The 18,159-nt window shown below is 72.2% G+C and carries 16 protein-coding genes; 11 read left to right on the top strand and 5 right to left on the bottom strand.

The annotated features are described in order from the left end of the window. The first annotated feature begins 102 nt into the window (after window positions 1-102). Window positions 103-1,182, top strand: coding sequence for an alkene reductase (locus ACFWYW_RS18865; RefSeq protein ID WP_379638311.1), 1,080 nt, complete (start codon window positions 103-105; stop codon window positions 1,180-1,182). 33 nt (window positions 1,183-1,215) lie between these two features. Here the strand turns inward: ACFWYW_RS18865 and ACFWYW_RS18860 are convergent, their stop codons facing one another. Then, the gene (locus ACFWYW_RS18860) at window positions 1,216-3,123 is read right to left on the bottom strand and encodes an N-acetylmuramoyl-L-alanine amidase (protein WP_379612082.1); all 1,908 of its coding nucleotides are present in this window, start codon (window positions 3,121-3,123) and stop codon (window positions 1,216-1,218) included. A 118-nt stretch (window positions 3,124-3,241) separates the two neighbouring features. Between ACFWYW_RS18860 and ACFWYW_RS18855 the strand changes: the two genes are divergently transcribed. Then, on the top strand, window positions 3,242-4,609 hold the full coding sequence (locus ACFWYW_RS18855; protein ID WP_379612081.1) for an FAD-dependent oxidoreductase: 1,368 nt from the start codon (window positions 3,242-3,244) through the stop codon (window positions 4,607-4,609). Here ACFWYW_RS18855 and ACFWYW_RS18850 read toward each other — a convergent pair whose 3' ends face one another. Further along, a complete protein-coding gene (locus tag ACFWYW_RS18850) occupies window positions 4,610-5,047 on the bottom strand; it encodes a VOC family protein (RefSeq protein WP_379612080.1) in 438 nt (145 codons plus the stop codon). It lies immediately after the preceding gene. A 90-nt stretch (window positions 5,048-5,137) separates the two neighbouring features. On the opposite strand from ACFWYW_RS18850, the gene ACFWYW_RS18845 reads away from it, so the two are divergent. Further along, window positions 5,138-5,743 carry a DNA-binding response regulator gene (locus ACFWYW_RS18845; protein ID WP_379612079.1) on the top strand — a complete coding sequence of 202 codons (606 nt, stop codon included), beginning with the start codon at window positions 5,138-5,140 and terminating at the stop codon, window positions 5,741-5,743. Here the strand turns inward: ACFWYW_RS18845 and ACFWYW_RS18840 are convergent. Together ACFWYW_RS18840 and ACFWYW_RS18835 are read right to left on the bottom strand one after the other, a co-directional pair. After that, entirely contained in the window at window positions 5,669-7,564 is a 1,896-nt protein-coding gene (locus ACFWYW_RS18840; protein ID WP_379612078.1) for a histidine kinase, read from the bottom strand. The two genes, ACFWYW_RS18845 and ACFWYW_RS18840, sit on opposite strands and share 75 nt — an antisense overlap. A 25-nt stretch (window positions 7,565-7,589) precedes the next feature. Then, window positions 7,590-9,173 (bottom strand): lysylphosphatidylglycerol synthase domain-containing protein, encoded by a 1,584-nt coding sequence (locus ACFWYW_RS18835; RefSeq protein ID WP_379612077.1) that lies wholly within the window; start codon window positions 9,171-9,173, stop codon window positions 7,590-7,592. 79 nt (window positions 9,174-9,252) lie between these two features. Between ACFWYW_RS18835 and ACFWYW_RS18830 the strand changes: the two genes are divergently transcribed. From ACFWYW_RS18830 to ACFWYW_RS18805, 6 genes are read left to right on the top strand one after another with little or no spacing between them, the layout of a single operon-like run. Beyond that, entirely contained in the window at window positions 9,253-10,254 is a 1,002-nt protein-coding gene (locus ACFWYW_RS18830; RefSeq protein WP_379612076.1) for an NAD-dependent epimerase/dehydratase family protein, read from the top strand. A gap of 29 nt (window positions 10,255-10,283) precedes the next feature. After that, window positions 10,284-11,594 (top strand): hypothetical protein, encoded by a 1,311-nt coding sequence (locus tag ACFWYW_RS18825; protein ID WP_379612075.1) that lies wholly within the window; start codon window positions 10,284-10,286, stop codon window positions 11,592-11,594. After that, entirely contained in the window at window positions 11,581-12,579 is a 999-nt protein-coding gene (locus ACFWYW_RS18820; protein WP_379612074.1) for an iron ABC transporter substrate-binding protein, read from the top strand. The genes ACFWYW_RS18825 and ACFWYW_RS18820 overlap by 14 nt, the downstream gene beginning before the upstream one ends. Beyond that, window positions 12,579-14,069: an ABC transporter permease gene (locus ACFWYW_RS18815; protein WP_379612073.1), complete on the top strand. Its 1,491-nt coding sequence runs from the start codon at window positions 12,579-12,581 to the stop codon at window positions 14,067-14,069. The genes ACFWYW_RS18820 and ACFWYW_RS18815 overlap by 1 nt, the downstream gene beginning before the upstream one ends. Further along, entirely contained in the window at window positions 14,066-15,079 is a 1,014-nt protein-coding gene (locus ACFWYW_RS18810; protein WP_379612072.1) for an ABC transporter ATP-binding protein, read from the top strand. Before ACFWYW_RS18815 ends, ACFWYW_RS18810 begins: the two co-directional genes overlap by 4 nt. Before the next feature lie 19 nt (window positions 15,080-15,098). Then, window positions 15,099-15,872 (top strand): enoyl-CoA hydratase/isomerase family protein, encoded by a 774-nt coding sequence (locus ACFWYW_RS18805; RefSeq protein WP_379612071.1) that lies wholly within the window; start codon window positions 15,099-15,101, stop codon window positions 15,870-15,872. Here the strand turns inward: ACFWYW_RS18805 and ACFWYW_RS18800 are convergent. Then, complete coding sequence (locus tag ACFWYW_RS18800) at window positions 15,869-16,465, bottom strand: class I SAM-dependent methyltransferase (RefSeq protein WP_379612070.1); 597 nt, start codon at window positions 16,463-16,465, stop codon at window positions 15,869-15,871. The two genes, ACFWYW_RS18805 and ACFWYW_RS18800, sit on opposite strands and share 4 nt — an antisense overlap. 237 nt (window positions 16,466-16,702) lie before the next feature. Here ACFWYW_RS18800 and ACFWYW_RS18795 point away from each other — a divergent pair, with 237 nt between their 5' ends. Then, window positions 16,703-17,176 (top strand): (2Fe-2S)-binding protein, encoded by a 474-nt coding sequence (locus tag ACFWYW_RS18795; RefSeq protein ID WP_379612069.1) that lies wholly within the window; start codon window positions 16,703-16,705, stop codon window positions 17,174-17,176. Then, window positions 17,163-18,155, top strand: a complete 993-nt coding sequence (locus ACFWYW_RS18790; RefSeq protein ID WP_379612068.1) for an FAD binding domain-containing protein — start codon at window positions 17,163-17,165, stop codon at window positions 18,153-18,155. The genes ACFWYW_RS18795 and ACFWYW_RS18790 overlap by 14 nt, the downstream gene beginning before the upstream one ends. Window positions 18,156-18,159 lie beyond the last annotated feature (4 nt).

The following is an 18,159-nucleotide window of genomic DNA, read 5'->3' as shown; positions in this document are numbered from 1 at the left end:
GCGTCCTCCTAAGTACACGGACCAGTAAACCGTACGGATTCGTCGGTGATTCCGCCGCTCGTACCTTCGTGGCCAGCCCCGTTGACGCAGGAAGAGGTTGTGATGAACGAGTTGTTCGAGCCGGTGACCGTGGGAAGACTGGAACTGCCCAACCGGCTCTTCATGTCCCCGATGACCCGCAGCCGTGCCGCCGAGGGCGCGGTGCCGACCGAGCTGGCCGTCGAGTACTACGCCCAGCGCGCCGCCGCCGGATTGATCATCTCGGAGGGTACGCAGCCCTCGGTGATCGGCCAGGGCTACATCGACACTCCCGGGCTGCACTCCGAGGAGCAGATCGCGGGCTGGCGCAAGGTCACCGACGCCGTGCACGCCCGCGGCGGCCGGATGTTCGCCCAGCTGATGCACTCCGGCCGGGTCGGGCACCCGTGGCTCTACCCCGACGGCGCGCTGCCGCACGGCCCGTCGGCCATCGCGTCGGGTGAGCGGCTCTATACCCCCGAGGGCCTGCTGGAGCACCCGGCGCCCAAGGAGATGACGCTCGCCGACATCGCCGCCACCGTGGACGACTTCGTCGCCGCGGCCGGGAACGCCCTCGCCGCCGGGTTCGACGGGGTCGAGCTGCACGGGGCCAACGGCTACCTCATCCACCAGTTCCTGTGCGGCAGCGCCAACGCCCGCACCGACGCCTACGGCGGCAGCGTGGACAACCGCATCCGCCTGGCCGTCGAGGTCGCGCAGGCGGTCGGCGACGCCATCGGGCCGGAGCGGGTCGGCTTCCGCATCTCCCCGCGCAACCCCAGCAACGGCATCAGGGAGCGGGACTCCGACGAGCTCTACCCGGCGCTGGCGCGCGCCCTTTCCCGGTACGGCCTGGCCTACCTGCACATCATGGAGTGGGACAGGGAACTGACCAAGGTCATCAGGGCCACGTGGCCGGGGACGCTGATCCTGAACCCGAAGGCCGAGCCGGGCGCCCAGTCGGGCACTCCCGAGCAGGCGGCCGCCGCGCTGCGCGAGGGGCTGGCCGACGCCGTCACGCTCGGGGCGTACTGGCTGGCCAACCCCGACCTTCCGGCCCGGATCAAGGCGGGCGGGCCGTACAACCTGGCCGACCCGGCCACGTTCTACGGCGGCGACCACCGCGGCTACACCGACTATCCCGTCCTGGTCGGGAGCAGGTGAGAGGCGGGGCGGCCCGGCCGCCCCGCCCGGTGATCAGGCCCAGGACAGGGTCACGTCACTGGCCTTGACGAACATCACGCGATGCCCGAACTGGATCTGGTAGTAGAGCGTCTTGCCGCGTACCACCTTGTGGGTGGACGGGTCGATGGTGACCGCGCGGTAGTACTCGCCGAACCGGGCGCCGCCGAAGCTGTACTTCTCGCCCGCGGAGAACGTGTACATCAGCGGTGTGATCGGCTGGTACGGGATGTCGGCCGGGTAGGCCTCCTGCTCCGGGTAGGCCCTGCCGTACACGGGGACGGTCGCGAGGCCCTTCTTGGGGGTGACGACGAGCCCCATGGACGGGATCGCGGTCGGGGCCGAGGCGGGGTTGTGGAACCAGGCCTTCTGCCCGAGGTACCAGATGGCGGTCCACTCGCCCTGGCGATCGGCGACGGCATAGCGCTGTCCGGTGACGGCGCGGGCGCTGTGGTCGTAGACGCTGTAGATGGACCTTCCCGCGCCACGCTTGCCGATGTCGTCCACGAGCGGGCCGTCGGGGCGCGGTTCCTTGCGCAGCCAGACGGTGGCGGCGCTGGTGGGCGGGCAGTCGAGCTCGGGCTGCTTGCGGTCGCAGCCGTAGAAGTACGGCTTGTTGGTGGCGAAGTCCGGCTTGATCATGACCGTGCCCGCGTTCGGGCCGCCGAAGGGGTGGAACGGCGCGCCGAGCAGCTTGAAGTAGCGGTCCCAGTCCCAGAAGGGCCCGGGGTCCTCGTGCATGCCGCGCACGGTCGTCGGCAGGGTGCCGGGGACGTTGTCGTGGCCGAGGATGTGCGCGCGGTCGAGCGGGACGCCGTGCCTGAGCGCGAGGTACCGGACCAGTTTGGCGGAGGTGCGGTACATGGCCTCGGTGTACCAGGAGCCGCGCTCGGCGAGGAAGCCCTCGTGCTCCAGGCCGATGGACTTGGCGTTGACGTACCAGTTTCCGGCCTGCCAGCCGACGTCCTTGGTCTTGATGTGCTGGGCGATGTGCCCGTCGTTGGAGCGCAGCGAGTAGTGCCAGCTGGCCGCGCGGGCCGGGTTCAGCAGCAGGTCGATGGAGGGCCGCCAGTACCCCTCCATGTCGTGGATGATGATGTAGTCGACCTTCTGGTTGAAGGGCCGGTTCGAGGTGTCGAAGTTGCCGTAGTTGCCGTTGGGCAGTTCGGCCTGCTTGGCCGGGATCCACTCACAGGAGATCGTGGACGGGCACTCGACGCCGTCGCGGCGCGGGGGCTTGAGCCCGAGCTTGTCCAGCCACTCCTTGATCGCCCCGAGCCCGGGTACGCCGGTCAGCCTGACCTGCTGGCCGTCGTCGGTGGTGCGCTCGGCGCCCTGCTTGATCGTGGTGTAGACCTCGTCGGCGAAGAACTGGGCGGCTTCCTTCTCCTCCGCGCCCGAGTAACGGGCGACCGCGCCGTACCACTGGGCCGGGTCGTCGCTGAGCGGGGCCCCGAGCGCCTTCTGGTAGGAGGCCAGCAGCGCCGCGCCGCCGCGGATGTTGGCGGCCGGGTCGGTGCGCAGCTTCTCGTGGGTCTCGCCGGTCAGCTCGGCGGCCTTCTCCATGGTCCGCAGCGACTCGGGGATCTCGGCCGGGGCCGGCGGAGCCTCCTCGCGCGGGGGAAGGGGCCGGCTGTCGTCGCCGCGCGGGTCCTCCTCGCCCTCCTCATGGTGGTTGGAGCCGGTGTAGGCGGCGGCGTCCGTCAGGTGCATGGGGCCGAATCCGGCGTCGCTGCTGGGCCGGCCGGTGTTGGCGTCCCAGCGCGACTCCAGGTACGAGACGCCGAGCAGCACGCTCGCCGGCACCTGGAACTCCTTGGCCGCCGCGGCGAAGGCCTGCTGCCGGTCGGCGGGTTCGTCGGCGTGGGCCGCCGGAATGTTGAGTAACGGGAGCAAGGCGACGATCGCCAAGGCTCTGCGCATTCACTGCTCCTTGGACTGGGGGGCTTCAGGTGGAGTCAGCGTCTCAACATTTTCCTTCTCGGGCGAGAGTTTTGCGAAGGAATTTTTCACTAGTTAAGGTCTCATAGGCTGATCCGCTGTGACGAGTGCGGATCTGGTGATCCTCGGAGCTGGTCCGGCGGGGCTGACTGCCGCCTGGCGGGCCGCCGCGCGCGGCCTGTCGGTCGTCGTGCTGGAGCGCGCGGACCACGTCGGCGGGTTGTCGGCCGGGTTCGAGGTCGCGGGGGTGCGCGTGGACCACGGCAGCCACCGCCTGCACCCTGCCACGCCGCCGCACCTGCTGGCCGCCCTGCGCGGGCTGCTCGGCACGGACCTGCAGCTCCGGCCGCGCAACGGGCGGCTGCGGGTGGCGGGGCGGTTCGTCGGGTTTCCGCTCCGGGCGGGGGAACTGGTGCGGCGGCTGCCGTACCGGCTGGTGGGGGGTGTCGCCCGCGACGCCCTCACCTCCCCGCTGCGTGTACGGCCGGCCGGGGGCACCTACGCCGAAGTCCTGCGCGCGAGCCTGGGACCGGCGCTGTACGGCGCGCTCTACGAGCCCTACGCCCGCAAGCTCTGGGGCCTGCCCGGCGAGGAGATCGACGGCGACCAGGCGCGCAGGCGGGTCACCGCCGACAGCCCGTGGAAGATCGCCCGCCGAGTCCTGCGCGGCGCCCCGAACGGCCAGGGCAGGGTCTTCCACTACCCCAGGCGCGGTTTCGGCCAGATCGTGGAGGCGCTGGCCGACGCGGCGAGCGCGGCCGGAGCCGACATCCGGCTCGGGACCGCCTGCACCCGGGTGTCCGGCGGCGTCGTGCACGCGGGGCGGGAGATCCGTGCCGGGCACGTGTTCTCGACGATCCCGATGCCGCTGCTGGCCAGGCTGGTCGAACCCGGACCGGGGCCGGGGGTGCTGAGCGCGGCGGCCCGGCTGGAGTTCCGGGCGATGGTGCTGGTCTACGCGGTGCACGAGGGCGGCAGGTGGACCCCGTACGACGCCCACTACCTCCCGGACGCGGGCACCCCTGTCACCCGCGTCTCCGAGCCCGCCAACTACCGCGTCAGCGCCGCCGATCCGGCCGATCGCAGCGTGCTGTGCTTCGAGATCCCCTGCCAGGTGGGCGACGAGATCTGGACATGTGATGACTTCTCGGGGCTGGTCGCCGAGTGCCTGGCCCGCTCGGGACTGCCGCCGGTCAACCTCGCCGGGATCGAGGTACGCCGCCTGCCGCACGTCTACCCGGTCTACCGCACCGGTTACGCCGAGCACCTGGCCGGTCTCGACGCCTGGGCGGGCGGCGTGGAAGGGGTCACCACGTTCGGGCGGCTCGGGCTGTTCGCCCACGACAACACCCACCACGCCATGGCCATGGCCTACGACGCGGTCGCCGCGCTGACCGCCGGGGGCTGGGACGACGCCGCCTGGTCGGCGGCGCGCACCCGTTTCACCCGGCATGTCGTGGAGGACTGATCAGCCCTCCACCGCCGCCTCCAGGCCCTTCACGTCGATCTTCCCCATCGTGAACATGGCCTGCATCGCGCGCTCGGCCCTGGCCGGGTCGGGGTCGCTGAGCAGGCGCGGCAGCGCCTTCGGGATGATCTGCCACGAGACCCCGAACTTGTCCTTGAGCCAGCCGCACCGGCCCTCCTCGCCGCCGCCCTCCAGCAGCTTGCCCCAGAGCTCGTCGACCTCCTCCTGGCTCTCGCAGTCGACGTAGAGCGAGATCGCCTCGTTGAACGTGAACTGCGGGCCGCCGTTGAGCGCCAGGAAGCGCTGGCCTTCCAGCTCGAAGGTGACGATCATCGGCGTGACGTCGACGACCTGGGAGTTCTTGAAGATCGAGACGTAGTGGTTGGCGGCTTCCTCGGCCTGGTCGTGGAACCAGAGGTAAGGGGTGATCTTCTGCATGACGTGCTCCTCTCGTGTGTCTGTATAGTCGCCAATCGGAAGTAACTCCAGGTAGTGCCGCATTCACCGATCCCGTGTGAAGGATTCACAGTGATCCGTGTGCTGATCGCAGAGGACGTCCGCATCCTCAGGGAGACGCTCACCGCCGTCCTCGCGCTGGAGGACGACCTCGAGGTGGTGGCCGCCGTGGAACGCGGCGACCAGATCGTCCCCGCGGCCGTGACCTACGCCCCCGACGTCGCGGTCATCGACATCGACCTGCCGGAACTGGACGGCCTCACGGCCGCCGCCGAGCTGCGCGAGAAGCTGCCCTCCTGCGCCACGCTGGTTCTGACCGGGCTGGCCAAGCCCGGATACCTGCGCCGCGCGATGGCCTCGGGCGTCAGCGGCTTCCTGCTCAAGCACTCGCCCACCGGCGACCTCATCGACGCGATCCGCAAGGTGCGGGCGGGCGAGCAGGTGGTCGACCCGCAACTCGCCATTGCCGCGCTGCGCAGGGTCGAAAGCCCCCTGGCCGCGCGGGAGGTCGACGTGCTGCGCCAGGCCGCCACCGGCGCCGAGCCCGACGAGATCGCGGTACGGCTGTCGCTCAGCCGCGGCACGGTACGCAACTACCTGTCGTCAGCGGTCATGAAGCTCAACGCGCGTAACCGGGTGGACGCGATCAGAATCGCCGCCGACGAGGGCTGGATCTAGCGGCAGCGCCGCCGCCAGCGCGAACGTGTCCGGCCCGGTCTCGATCGACAGCTGCCCGCCCAGGATCTCGACCCGTTCGCGCAGGTTGCCGAGTCCCGATCCCGGCTCGTGGACGGGGGCGCGTACCCCGTCGTTGGCCAGGCGCAGCCCCACCGTCTCGTCGTCCACCGCGAGCACGAGCGTGCCGTGGCGGGCGTCGCTGTGCCGCAGCACGTTCGTGACCGCCTCGCGCAGCACGGTCGCCAGCACGGCGTCGTGCGTGTCCGGCAGGCGCTCGTCGGAGACGTCCGCGATCAGCTCGACGCCCGCGGCGGCCAGCACCGCGCGGGCGGAGGCGATCTCGTCGGCCAGCGCGATCGTGCCGTAGCCGGAGGCGACCGAGTCGATGTCGGACAGCACCTGGCGGGCGGCGTCAAGACCGTCGGACAGCTCCCGCCTGGCTGCCGCGGGGTCGCGGTCCAGCAGCCGCACGGCCAGCTCGGCCTTCAGCACCACCACGGACAGGCCGTAGCCGAGCAGGTCGTGCAGGTCACGGGCGAAGCGCAGCCGCTCGCGCGCCACCTCCACCCTGGCCAGCTCCATCCTGGCCTCGTGAATCTTGGCGGCCAGCCGCGCCATGCGCCACAGCGCGTAGACGATCAGCGCCCGCTCGGCGATGTAGACCAGGCCGTAGGCGGTGTCGAGCGCGTTGTCGGCCCAGCCGGTGACCGCCGCGTGGTAGTAGAGGTCGCCGAGCATCGCCGCCGCCGCGACCGCCCACCGCGGGCGCCCCGGCACCAGCGCCAGCGCCGCCCCCGGCAGGTACGCCGCCACATACCAGAGCTTCGGCCCCAGAGCCAGGCTCGGCAGATAGGTGACCAGCACCAGCGCCGCCAGCACCCACGGCCAGTACCGGTCGGTACACAGGCACGCCCGCAGATGCAGCCCGACCATCAGCACCAGCGACGCCCCGAACAACGCCAGCAGGCCGGGCGGCGGCGGCGCCAGCGCCACCTGCCGCAGCTCCCGCGGCACGATCATGAGCAGGATCGTCGCCACCACCAGCACCGACGCCACCCTGGTGGTCAGGTCCGCGGCCACCGGACGGCTGCGCGCCGCCTCGCGGGTGGTGTGCGAGACCGACCTGACCTCGGTCAGGGCCAGCCTGGCCGTGCTCAGCCCCGTGTCGAGCTCGTGCCGGGCGCGCTCCCGGTCCTCGGCGGCGAGTACGGCCTCGCCGTGCCCGACCACGCGCTCCAGCCCGGCGCCCACCCGTTCGTTGAGCTCCTCGGCGAAGGCCAGCCGTTCCCTGGCCACCACGGCCGCGGCCAGCCCCGCCTGGGTGCCGCGCAGGTCGGCGATCAGGTCGGTCAGCCGGACCACGCCGTACAGGGCGATGCCCACGAACGCGGTCTGGCCGAGCGCCACGTACAGGCCCTCGGTCACCATCGGGCGCACGGTCAGGGTGGAGGCGAACTGGGCCGCCAGCACCAGCGCGAACCCGCCCCACTTCGGCCACGGCCGCCGGAACAGCAGCAGCATGGCGGCGGCCAGGAAACCGGTGTTGCCGTACCAGGTGGCGGGGAACAGCAGCAGACCGGCGCCGGTCAGCACCACCTGGACGGCCAGCGTCCAGGGCCAGCCGCCGGGTCTGCGGCCGTCGGCGCGCCGTACGCAGTTGCGCAGGTGCAGCGCGAACAGGACGGCGAGCAGGGCGTAGGCCAGCGCCTTCATCGGCGCGGGGTCCTTGGAGTACACGATGCCGATGACCCCGCCGAAGGCGAAGCCCGCGCTGACCCCGGCCGCGACGAGCCGGGCCAGGCGTAGCGCCGGTGCGTTCATGGGGCCGCAGGGTAGAGGCCTCAGGTCACGTATTGAGCTCGCGATGCACGGCCGGGATCACCTTGCGAAGGTAGCGGCCGAGTTTGACGAAGGACTCGCCGCTCTGCCGGAAGGCGTAGCGGATCGGGACCTCCTGGTAGGCGAAGCCCTTGGCGAGCAGGTCGAGGGTGAGGACCTGGGCGTAGTTGTAGTCGTGGATGACCTCGGCCGCGCGCGCCGCCTCGGGGGAGAAGGCGCGGTAGCCGCTCTGGCCGTCGGTGAGGTCGCGGCGGCGGGTCAGCCAGCGGACCCAGAGTGTGAGCACCCGGTTGCCGAAGCGGCGGTGGGGGAGCATGCGCTCGATGGTGCCGGAGAAGCGGGAGCCGACGACGTAGTCGGCCGCGCCGCTCAGGACGGGCGCGGCCAGGGACTCCAGGTCCTCGGGGAAGTACTCGAGGTCGGCGTCCAGGTAGACGGCGACGGCCGGGCTCCTGGCGCTCGCCTCGGCCAGGCCGCGCCGGACGGCGGCGCCCAGCCCCAGGTTGCGCGGCTGGGGGAGCACCATGGCGCCCGCGGCCCGCGCCCGGTCGGCGGAGGCGTCGGCGGAGCCGTCGTCGATCACCAGCGTGACGACGGGGCGGCCGGAGACCGTGCGGGGCAGGCGGGCCACCACCTCGCCGATCGTGGCCTCCTCGTTGTGGACGGGGATGAACACCACGACCGGGGCGCCGGGCGCGGGCTCCTCGTACGGCGGGCGGGGCGGCAGGCGGCGGGGCAGGCGGAACCTGCCGAAGTAGCCGGGAGCCGGGACGAAGAGGGCGGGGACGCCGACGGCCAGCGAGTACGCGGTCTTGACCGCATGGGTGAGCAGGGCCACCGCGAACGCCGGGCCCGGCGCGACGCCCAGCGCGGTGAGAGCCGCGGTCGCCGCGGCCTCGTAGGAGCCGATGCCGCCCGGGGTCACCGCGACCGTCTGGGCGGCGATGGTCACGGCCGTCACCGCCACCGCGTCGGCCGGGCTCAGCGCGACGCCGCTCATCCTGGCCACCTCGTACACCACGGCCGCCTCCAGCACCCACGCCACCAGCGCGCACACCGTCACCAGCGGCACCTTGGCCTGTGGAAGGAAACGGAACGCCGCCGCCGTCACCAGCGCCAGGACGGCCGCGAGCGGCCACACCCACCAGCCCGCCAGCCCGTCGACCAGCGCCGGGGCCGCCACCAGGGCCAGTGCGAGCACCGCGAACAGGTCCGCCGCCCGCACCGCCACCACGGAGGCCACCACCGTCTTGGCGTCGGTCAGGCGGGTCCGGCGCAGGACCGAGGTGGCGCGCAGGGCCTCGCCCAGGCGGAACGGCAGCACGTGGTTGCCCAGCAGCGACACGTGGACCGCCGCCCAGGCCTGGCCGCCGGGCAGTCCGGGCAGCACGCGGGTCCAGGACCACGAGCGCAGGGCGAAGGCGGCGCCGTACAGGATGAGGGCGAGTGCGAGGCCGGGCGGGTCGGACAGCAGCGCGCGGGCGGCCGTGGCGAGGTCGGGGCCGGAGACCACCCGCGTCAGGTACCAGCACGCGACGGCCAGCAGCACCACGCCGGCGATCCGCCGGGCCGCCCTGGTGACGTTCCCCATGAGGCACCTTTGTGGCTGGAAGGAGTGAGGTTAGGCTACCTTTACCTAGCTCTTTGGCGCTCCAGCGAAAGGGACGCGGGTGACAGTCGTCGTGACCGGGTCCGCGGGCTTCATCGGCCGGGCCCTGACGGAGGCGCTGCTCGCCGCGGGCCGGCGGGTGATCGGCGTCGACCGCCGGACGCAAGCCGCCCGCCCCGGGCTGACCGCGCTCACCGCCGACCTGCTCGACGACGACGACCTGGTCGGCGCCGCCCTGGCCGCCGCCGACGCCGTCTACCACCTGGCCGGCTGCCCCGGCGTGCGCGGCGACGACCGCGGCCTCGCCCGCCGCAGGCACCGCGACAACGTGCTCGCGGGCGCGCGGGTGCTGGCCGCGGTCCCGCGCGGCGTCCCGCTCATGATCACCTCCTCCAGCTCCGTGTACGGCGGCGCCCGCCACGGCCGTCCCAGCCACGAGGCCGACCAGCCCCGCCCGGCCGGAGGCTACGCCCGCAGCAAGCTCGCCCTGGAACACCTGTGCGCCGGGCGGCCGGTGACCGTGGTCCGCCCGTTCACCGTCGCGGGGGAGGGCCAGCGGCCGGACATGGCGCTGTCGCTCTGGCTGGAGGCCGCCGCGCGCGGCCGCCCGCTGCGGGTGCTCGGCTCGCTGGAGCGCACCCGCGACGTGACCGACGTACGGCAGGCCGCGCAGGCCATGATCGCGCTGACCGGGGTGCCCGGCGTGGTCAACATCGGCACGGGCCGGGGACGCACGCTGCGGGAGCTGGCCGGGGCCGTGGCCGAGGTGACCGGGGCGGAGGTGCGCTACGCGATCGAGCCCGCCCCGCCGGTGGAGCCGGGCGACTCGCTGGCCGACACCCGCCGGTTGCGCGCGCTGACCGGCTGGACACCGGAGACCGACCTGCTCGACGTGGTCCGCCGCCAGTACGCCCATGTCCGGACCACGACCACCGACGTCCTGGCCGCGACCGGATTGGCCGTGACCGGTCTGGCGGCGACCGGTCTGGCGGCTCCTGGTCTGGTGGCTCCTGGTCTGGCGGCTCCTGGTTGGGCGGCTCCTGGTTTGGCGGCGACGTCGTGATCGCGGGGCCGGGTGTCACAGTCGCCCGTGTGGGCTCCGGTGGGCTCTACCGCGGTATGGCGCTGGCCGGGGTGGTGGCCGTCGTGGCGGCGGCGCTGGGGATCGGGGTGCCGTCCACGTTCGGCGCGCACGTGGCCGTGGACGAACCCCAGTACCTGCTCACCGCCCTCTCCCTGGCCGAGGACCGCTCGCTGGACATCTCCGACGAACTGGCCGGACGCCGCTGGGTCCCGTGGGGTGGCGCGGAGCTGCCCGTCCAGACCGAGGTCCTCGACGGCGGCGCCCAGATCAGCCCGCACGACCCGCTGCTGCCCATCGTGCTCGCGATCCCGATGCGTCTCGGCGGCTGGGTGGCGGCCAAGGCGGTCATGGCGCTGATGGCCGGGGCCCTGGCCGTCCTCACCCTGTGGACGGCGGTGCGCCGCTTCGCCGTACCCCTGAAGATCGCGACGGCGGGGGTGGCGATCGCGGCGGCGAGCGCGCCGCTGGCCGTCTACGGACAGCAGGTCTACCCCGAGGTGCCCGCGGCGCTGGCCGCGGTCGGCGCCGTCGCGCTCCTGGGCACCCCGAGGATCTGGGCCTTCGCCGCGGTGGTGTCGGCGCTGCCGTGGTTGTCGGTCAAGTACGTGCCCGTGGCGCTGGCGCTGGCCGCGCTCGGCCTTTGGCGTACCCGGTCGAAGGCGCTGCTGGCGGGTTTCGCCGTCATGGGCGCGCTGTACCTGGTCGTTCACCGCGTGATCTGGGGCGGCTGGACCGTCTACGCCAGCGGCGACCACTTCCAGAACTCCGGCGAGTGGGGCGTGATGGGCTTCGCCCCCGACCTCGCCGGACGCGCGCTGCGGCTGACCGGCCTGCTGGTCGACCAGGGGTACGGCCTGGCCGCCTGGCAGCCCGCCTGGCTCCTGCTGGTCCCGGCGCTCGCCCTGGGGATCAGGCGCGTGAGCCTCGTGCTGCCGCTGGCGGCGGGCTGGCTGACGGCCACGTTCGCGGCGGTGACCATGCACGGCTTCTGGTGGCCCGGCCGCCAGCTCGTCGTGGTGCTCCCGCTGGCCCTGATCCTCATCCTGTGCTGGCTGGACCGCACCTGGAAACGCGTCGCGGCGGCGGCGCTCGGCCTGTCGGGCGTGCTCACCTACGCCTGGCTGGCCGCCGACGGCCTGGCCGGGCGGCTCACCTGGGTGTCCGGCTTCCAGGAGGTCGCCTCGCCCGTCTACCGGGCGGTCGCGAGCGTCCTGCCCGACTACCGGCGGCCCGGCTTCTGGCCCGCGCATCTGGCGTGGGCGGCGGTGCTCGTCCTGTTGTTCACGATCAACCTGAGGAAGTCCCATGTCCGTGCGTAGGCTGATCGCCGCGGCTCTGGTCCTGCTGGCCGCGAGCGCATGCGGGTCCGGCGGGGCCGAGGGCTTCGCCGACGACTCCCTGGTGATCTACTCCGGCCGCAACGAGAAGCTCGTCGGCCCGCTGCTGGCCCGCCTGAAGTCGGCCACCGGCCTGAACGTCCAGGTCAGATACGGCGACAGCGCCGAGCTGGCCGCCCAGATCATGGAAGAGGGCGAGCGCACCCGCGCCGACGTCTTCTTCTCCCAGGACGCGGGCGCGCTCGGCGCGCTGTCCAAGCAGGGCGTCCTCGCGCCGGTGCCGCCGGAGACGCTGGCGAAGGTGCCGCCGCAGTACCGCGGCGCCGACTGGGTGGGCGTCTCCGGCCGCTCCCGGGTGATCGTCTACGACCCGCGCACGGTGACCGCGCCGCCCAAGAGCGTCTTCGAGCTGACCGGCCCCCAGTGGAAGGGCAAGGTCGGCTGGGCGCCGACGAACGCCTCCTTCCAGGCGTTCGTGACCGCGCTACGGGTGCTCAAAGGCGAGGACGCCGCCAGGAAGTGGCTGACCGGCATGAAGGCCAACGGCGTCCAGAGCTTCGGCGACAACATCAAGATCCTCAACGCCGTCGACGCCGGGCAACTCCAGCTCGGCCTGATCAACCATTACTACTGGTACGAGAAGACCGCGGAACAGGGCCAGATCCCCTCCAAGCTGGCCTACCTGCCGGGCGGCGACCCCGGCGCGCTCATCAACGTGGCCGGCGCCGGCACGCTCAAGGCGTCCGAGCACGCGCCCGCCGCCCAGAAGGCCGTCGGCTACCTGCTCAGCCCCGACGCCCAGAAGTACTTCGCGCAGACCACGAAGGAGTACCCGCTGGTCGCCGGGGTCGAACCGGATCCCGCCCTGCCCAAGCTCGACGCCCTCAAGGGCCCGCGGATCGACCTGGCCGAGCTCGACTCGCTGGAGCAGACGCTCAAACTGCTCCAGGACACGGGCCTCGTCTGATGCCGCGCGGCCGCGTCCCCGCGGCGCTGCTGGTGCCCGCCCTGCTGGCGGCCGCGCTCTCGCTCGCGCCCGTCGCCTATCTCGTGGTGCGGGCGGCCGAGGGCGGTCCCGCCGCGTTCGCCGGAGTGCTCCTTCGCGTCCGTACGGCGGAGCTGGCCGTTCGGAGCCTCGGGCTGGCGGCGGTGGTGACGGCCGCCTGCCTGGTCGTGGGGGTGTCGCTGGCGTGGCTGGTGGTCAGGACCGACCTGCCGGGGCGCGGGGTGTGGGGCGCGCTGGCCGCGTTGCCGCTGGCGGTGCCGTCGTACGTGGCCGCGTACACGTGGGTGGCCGCCTTCCCCGGTGTCTCGGGGTTCTGGGGGTCGGCGCTGGTGCTCACGCTGTGCACCTACCCGTACGTGTACCTGCCCGTGGCGGCGGCGCTCGGCCGGATGGATCCTGCGCTCGAAGAGGTCGCGCTGTCCCTCGGCCGCGGGCGCATGGCCGTCGTGGTACGGCAGCTCCGGCCGGCCGCGGCGGCGGGCGGGCTGCTGGTGGCCATGTACGTGCTGGCCGAGTTCGGCGCTGTGTCGATCATGCGCTTCGACGTGTTCACCACGCAGATCTACACGTCCTACCGGGCGGGCTTCGATCGCACTCCGGCCGCGGTGCTCGGTCTGGCGCTGGTGGTGATCACTCTGCTGATCGTGCTGGCCGAGGGGCGTACGCGGGGGCGGGCCGCCTACGCCCTGCGGGGCAGCCCGGCCCGGCGGCGGGTCGTCGTACGGACCTGGAAGGCGCCCGCGCTGGCCTGGGCCGCGCTCGTGGCGTCGCTGGCGGTCGGGTTTCCGCTGGTCAGCATCCTCTACTGGCTGGTGAAGGGGTCTTCGCGCGGGCTCGATCTGGGGGTGCTGTTCTCTGCTACCGGGGCCACGGTGGGTGTCTCCGCTGCGGGGGCGGTGTTGACCGTGGCGTTGGCCGTTCCCGTGGGGATTGTCGCTGCTCGGTACCGGGGGCGGTTTTCCCGGGGCGTAGAGCAGTCGGTTTATGTCGGGCATGCGCTGCCTGGTGTGGTGATCGCGTTGTCGCTGGTGTTCTTCGCCGTGCGGTACGCCTATCCGATCTATCAGCAGTGGCCGTTGCTGGTGCTGGCCTATGCGGTGTTGTTCCTGCCCGCTGCGGTGGGGGCGGTTCGGGCCTCTGTTCTGCAGTCGCCGCCGGTGCTGGAAGAGGTGGCGCGGTCGCTGGGGCGCAGTCCGCTCGGAGCGGTGCGGCAGGTGACGCTGCCGCTCGCGCTGCCGGGGGTGCTGGCTGGGGCGGCGCTGGTGTTCCTCACCGCCATGAAGGAACTGCCCGCCACGATCCTGCTGCGGCCCACCGGCATGGAGACGCTGGCCACGCGGCTGTGGACGGAGACGGGGGCGGGGGCCTACGCGGCGGCGGCGCCGTACGCGGCGCTGCTGATGGCGCTGGCCGCCGTGCCGGGATTCCTGCTGGGAAGGCGGTGGACATGAGCGGGCTTGCCGTTTCCGGGGTGACGAAGGCGTTCGGTGGCACGGCGGTGTTGCGTGGCGCCGCGCTGGAGGTGGCCGACGGGGATCTGGCGGCGGTGCTGGGGCCGTCCGGGTGCGGGAAGACGACGTTGCTGCGGATCGTGGCCGGGTTCGAACGGGCCGAGACCGGGTCGGTGCGGATCGGCGGGGCCGAGGTGGGCGGGCTGGCGCCGGAGAAGCGGCGGGTGGGGATCGTGCCGCAGGACGCCGCGTTGTTCCCGCACCTGTCGGTGGCGGGGAATGTGGGGTTCGGGCTGGTTCGCGGGCTTTTCCGGCGGGCTGGGGGTGGGGTTCTGGAGCGGGTTGAGGAGTGTTTGGAGCTGGTCGGGCTTGGGGGATACGGCTCGCGGATGCCGTACCAGCTGAGTGGGGGACAGCAGCAGCGGGTCGCGCTCGCCCGCGCGCTGGCCCCGCGGCCGGGGGTGGTGCTGCTCGACGAGCCGTTCAACGCGCTGGACCGGTCGCTGCGCGGGACCGTCCGCGACGACGTGCGCGCGGCGCTCAAGAAGGCGGGCGCGACCGCGGTCCTGGTCACCCACGACCAGGAGGAGGCGCTGTCGATGGCCGACACCGTGGCCGTGATGCGGGACGGCGTGATCGTCCAGCAGGGCACCCCGGAGGAGCTCTACGCCCGCCCCGCCGACCTGGGCGTGGCGACGTTCGTCGGCGAGGCGGTGGTCCTGGAGGCCGTCGTCGCGAACGGAACGGTGACCTGCGCCCTGGGCTCGCTACAGGCCGACGGCGCGTCAGGAACCGGCCGGGTGGCGTTGCGACCCGAGCAGCTTGTGCTGGAACGCGGCGGCGCGGCCCGGGTGGAACGGGTGGAGTTCTTCGGCCACGACGCCGCCGTCACGGTGGTGCTGCCGGACGGCGGGGTGGTGCGCGCCCGGGCGAGGGGAGAGGCGGCCTACCGCGTCGGCGACAGCGTGGAGGTGCGCGTGGAAGGGCCCGTCCTCTTCTTCGGAGAGTGATTCCGGTAGCGTGCCTGGCATGGGTGAGTTCGTGCGTGTCGAGGTGGCCGACCGGATCGCGACGATCAGACTCGATCGTCCAAAGATGAACGCCCTCAACGGGCAGGTACAACAGGAGATCGGTGAAGCCGCCCGCCTGGTCGACGCCGACCCCGTGGTGCAGGCCGTGATCCTTTACGGCGGCGAGCGCGTCTTCGCCGCCGGAGCCGACATCAAAGAAATGGCCGACATGTCCTACGCCGACATGTCCGCCCACTCCCGCACCCTCCAGGATTGCTTCACCGCCGTGGCCAGGATCGGCAAGCCGGTGATCGCCGCGATCACGGGCTACGCGCTGGGCGGCGGATGCGAGCTGGCCTTGTGCGCGGACTTCAGAGTGGCCGGAGAAGGCGCGAAACTGGGCCAGCCCGAGATCCTGCTCGGCATCATCCCCGGCGCGGGCGGCACCCAGCGCCTGCCGAGGCTGGTAGGCCCGTCGAAGGCCAAGGACCTGATCTTCAGCGGCCGCCACGTGACCGCCGAGGAGGCGTTGTCGATCGGCCTGGTGGACAAGGTGGTCGCCGACGATCAGGTGTACACGGCGGCACTGGAATGGGCGTCCACCTTCGCGGCCGGCCCGACCATAGCCCTGCGAGCCGCGAAACAGGCCGTCGACCAGGGCCTGGAAGTAGACCTGGACACCGGCCTGGAGATCGAACGCCTGCAGTTCTCCGGCCTGTTCGCGACCGAGGACGCCAAGGTCGGCATGCGCGCCTTCGCCGAGAAAACCAAACCCAAGTTCACCGGCAGCTAGGACGTCTCGGTGGGGCGGCGGCAGTGGTAGACGAAGGCCGGGGGCAGGTTGGCCCAGATGGTCCGGCCCACCACCACTTCTTCGAAGGACGCCTCCAGGGATCGGCGCAGTCTGCGTGCCGGGGTGGCCCAGCGCAGGTGTGCGTACGCGAACGTGGTGAAAGCGCCCTCCCGGGAGAGTGAGCCGACCACGGCGGCGAGGACGTCGCGCTGCTTGGCCGGGGGGAACGCGGCCCACGGCAGCCCGCTGACGATCACGTCAGCGGGCAGGTGACCGCGCTGGGCCAGCACCTCGGGCAGCTGCTGGGCGCTGACGGCCGCGACGACCACGCCGGGGAACCGGGCGGCCAGCCGGCGGGCGAACTGTTCGTTGCTCTCCACCGCGATGTGGTGGCCGCGGCCGTCGAGCAACCGCTGGATCACCTGGGTGAACGCGCCGGTTCCCGCGCCGAGCTCGACGACGACCGGGTCGCCGGTGTGCGGGATCGGTGCGGTGATGGCGTGCGCCAGGGCGGCACTGCTCGGTGTCACGGCGCCGACCGACATCGGGTGCCGGGCGAACTCCAGCAGAAACGAGATGCGGCCGTGGCTCACCTTTCCACTGTGCCAGAAAACAGGCGATGACCTGGGAAGACATGATTTTCCCAGGAAGAACGTGTCCTTGCTGGAGCGCCCGGCGGGGTGACGATGGATGGGTTCAGGCTCCCCAATCCGGCAAAACGGAATAAGGGGAGTATTTCCCAGTAGGTCGGGAATTCTGACGTGGGGAGAATTGGTACACAAAGCCAAAAATGTTTTTGGCATTCTATGGCTTTTCCGGGGGTTGAGAACATGGAGTTGCGGGTCAACGGTGTCCGGCACGAGCTGTCGGTCGATCCACGCGTCACGCTGCTGGACGCCCTCCGGGAACATCTCGATCTCGCGGGCACCAAAAAGGGCTGTGACCAGGGGCAGTGCGGCGCCTGCACGGTGCACGTGGACGGGCGGCGCGTGCTGGCCTGCCTCATGCTGGCCTGCCAGGCGGCGGGTGAAGAGGTCACCACTGTCGAGGGACTGGCCGGGCCGGACGGCGGTCTGCATCCGGTGCAGGCGGCGTTCGTCAAGCACGACGGGTTTCAGTGCGGCTATTGCACACCCGGTCAGATCATGTCGGCCGTGGCCTGTATCCGGGAGGGAAACGCGGGTTCCGACGCCGACATCCGGGAGTTCATGAGCGGCAACATCTGCCGGTGCGGGGCGTACCCGAACATCGTCGCCGCGGTCCGCGAAGCGGCGCTGGAGGAGGCCGATCATGCGGCCCTTTGACTACACGCGGGCGGAGTCGTTCGAGTCGGCCGTCGCCACCCTGCACGACGATCCCTCGGCGGCGGTGCTGGGCGGCGGGACCACGCTGGTGGACCTGATGAAGTGCGGGGTGACGGCGCCCGGCCTGCTGGTCGACCTCACGCACCTGTCCGGCCACGACGGCATCGACGCGGACGCGTCGGCGCTGCGGGTGGGCGCGCTGGCCACGATGAGCGAGGTGGCGGTCCATCCGCAGGTACGGCGGCGCTGGCCCGCCCTATCCGAGTCGCTGCTGAAGGGCGCCTCCCAGCAACTGCGCAACATGGCGAGGATCGGCGGCAACCTGATGCAGCGCACCCGCTGCGGCTACTTCCGCGACCCGACGTTCGCCGAGTGCAACAAGCGCGACCCCGGCTCCGGCTGCGCGGCCATCCACGGGGAGAACCGCGGCCACGCCGTCCTCGGCGCCGGCGAGCAGTGCGTCGCCACCTTCCCCGGCGACCTGCCGGTGGCGCTGACCGCCTTCGACGCCGTCGTCCACGTGATCGGGCCGGACGGTCCCCACGTCATCCCGATCGAGGAGTTCTACCTCCTGCCGGGCGACACCCCGTGGCGCGAGCACCCGCTGCGGCCGGATGAGCTGATCACCGCCGTGGAGGTGCCCGCCTCGCCCGCCGCTGCTTTTTCCCACTACCTGAAGGTGCGCGACCGGGTCAGCTACGAGTTCGCCGCCGCCTCGGCCGCCGTCGGGCTGGCCATCGCCTCCGACGGCGGCATCGCCGACGCCCGGGTGGCGCTGGGCGGGGTGGCCACCAAGCCGTGGCGTGAACGTTCGGTGGAGGCCGCGCTGATCGGCCAACCGGCCGACCCGGAGGTCTTCCGGCGGGCCGCCGCGCTGGCCGCCGCCGGTGCCCGGCCGCTTGAGCACAACGGTTACAAGGTCGAGCTGGCCCGCCGTACCGTCGCCAGGGCGCTTGCCGAACTGGCCGGACAGAGGTGAGGAC

The organism is Nonomuraea sp. NPDC059023, from assembly GCF_042740095.1.
Taxonomy (GTDB): Bacteria; Actinomycetota; Actinomycetes; order Streptosporangiales; family Streptosporangiaceae; genus Nonomuraea.
The sequence above is the reverse complement of the archived record's forward strand: the minus strand, read 5'-3'. Positions and strand labels throughout refer to the sequence as shown.